This window comes from Phenylobacterium sp. (assembly GCF_030654915.1).
Classification (GTDB): Bacteria; Pseudomonadota; Alphaproteobacteria; order Caulobacterales; family Caulobacteraceae; genus Phenylobacterium.
Window position 1 is genome coordinate 1 of the sequence record NZ_JAURWM010000248.1, and the last position, 1,859, is coordinate 1,859.

Here is a 1,859-nt window from a genome sequence, read left to right on the forward strand (position 1 = left end):
ATCCGCCACTACGGTCTGCTGGCCAAGGGGCCCAGCGCCCCGGACCTCAGCCAGGTCCGCGCCCTGATCACCGCCCAGACGGGCGAGGCCGTCGCACCGCCCGAGGCCGAGCGCGAACCGGCCGAGCCCGAGCCCCCGACCTGCCCCGGCTGCGGCGGGCGCATGCGGATCATCGAGGTCTTCGAACGCGGGCGCACCCCGCAAGCCGCCGCCACCTTCCGCCTCTGGATGGACAGCTCATGAGCGCCATGGCCCCGATGCGCCAAGCTCGACGCCGCCGTCCGTCCTTGGCCACGGCGCCGGACCTGCTGCGCTCCTCGCCACCGATCATCGCCAGACCTGCCGCGTCTGCGCCCCGGCGCTCGGCTCAACCCACGCCACGACCGTCCCAGGCCTCAACGGCTGCCGCTGGCGATCATCATAACGGCCCAGGCGCCATACGCCCCAGCCCCCGCGCCAGCCGAAATCCCCATAGCCGTGGCCTGTATCTCCAGCCCCCTGCCGGCTGACCGCGGCTTCCTCCCCTGAAGGCCTTCGAACGCCGGCCCCACAGCCGACCCTATCTCACGCGCAGGGGCCGGCATCCGAAACCCTCAACAAAAGCAGAAGTATACTTCCCTCCGCATATCGGACCGTAGGCATCATTTCGCCAGGGTTCGCTTCTCGAAAGCAGTTAGTTCGCAAAGCTTAGCTTGGCTGTCGCCAGCGCGGACTTCATGTGGGCGAATTCCACGACCTGCTCGGCGACTGTCTTGAGCTGCAGCGTGTCCTTGGGGTTGAGACAGGAGCCGCCACCGTCGAACAATGGCGCGCCGGCGTTAAGCGTAGCGCCGAAAGGCGTGGGCCAGCCTCGAAGAGCGTGAACAATCGCGCGGAGTGTCATCAGACTGGTCCCGCCAGCCTGCGAGCCGCCAGCGGTCACGATCACACCGACAGGCTTGTTCGACAGATAAAGACCCTGGTCGTCTCGGCCGAGATCCAGAGAATCGAGGGCGTTCTTGATCACCCCCGATATCGAGCCGTGATAGCCCGGCGTCGCGATGATGATCCCGTCTGCTTGAGCGATCGCTTCAACGAGCTCGCGCTGTTCCGACGTCGGTCCGCCCGGCCGCGGGTCGAAAATTGGGAGCTTCGCCAAGAAGTCGCCGCCTAGCAGCTGAACCTCTGCGCCCGCGACCTCAGCTGCTTGCAACGCGATAACCAGGGCTTGCTCGGTCGTCGACCCGGCACGCGTGGTGCCGCCGATGCCCAGGACCTTTGGACAACCCCAAGGTGGAGAACGATCAACGGGCGGCTGGTCCTCGACGAGGTGACGAGTGGTCATATTCTGGTCCCTGCCATTTTGGTCAATCAAGCTGAAGAACGTCGAAGGATCGGACGTCATCGTCGGCCGCCGGCGAGGCGCAGAGCGTCGGGATGTTGGCGCAGCCGCGCCATCGCCAGGCAGCCCAGCGCCGGGCCGAGCGCGAGCATGGTGAAGGCGCCAGGCCATCCGAACGCGGAGGAAACCGGGGCCACCAACTGGATGCTCACCAGGGTGAGGAGAAAGCCGCCGCAGGTCTGCAGCGTTAGCATCGTGCCGACAGAATCCGGCTCGCTGAGCTCGGCGATGCTCGCTGAGAACTGCGCGGAGTCAGCGATGATGGTGATACCCCAGACCACGGCGACGACGATGACGATCCATGGCGGCGCGCCCAGCAGCCAGCCCATAGCAGCCGCACACGCCCCGCTCGCGGCCATCGAACCGATTGTCACGGTCGTACGCCCCCATCGGTCGGCGCAGACCCCGCCAAGCCAGGCGCCCAGAGCGCCCGCGGCGATGGCGCCGAAGGTGACGATCTCCGCGAGCGTGCGGGGGT

General features: G+C 67.1%; 2 protein-coding genes and 1 pseudogene. 1 reads left to right on the top strand and 2 read right to left on the bottom strand.

Annotated elements, in window-relative coordinates; genetic code table 11:
* Nucleotides 1-243 (top strand): annotated as a pseudogene (locus Q7T84_RS12780) (IS91 family transposase); the annotation flags it as partial.
* 430 nt (nt 244-673) lie between these two features.
* On the opposite strand, the gene Q7T84_RS12785 reads toward Q7T84_RS12780, so the two are convergent.
* Together Q7T84_RS12785 and Q7T84_RS12790 are read right to left on the bottom strand one after the other, a co-directional pair.
* Nucleotides 674-1,384 (bottom strand): NADPH-dependent FMN reductase, encoded by a 711-nt coding sequence (locus Q7T84_RS12785; RefSeq protein WP_304809456.1) that lies wholly within the window; start codon nt 1,382-1,384, stop codon nt 674-676.
* Nucleotides 1,381-1,859, bottom strand: a 479-nt coding sequence (locus Q7T84_RS12790) for a hypothetical protein (protein WP_304809458.1), incomplete at its 5' end; no start/stop codon positions are given. The genes Q7T84_RS12790 and Q7T84_RS12785, both read right to left, overlap by 4 nt.

Bases quoted from the DNA above. Each gene is read 5' to 3' on its own strand.
- Q7T84_RS12785 (WP_304809456.1), bottom strand. From the start codon at position 1,384: ATGACGTCCGATCCTTCGACGTTCTTCAGCTTGATTGACCAAAATGGC.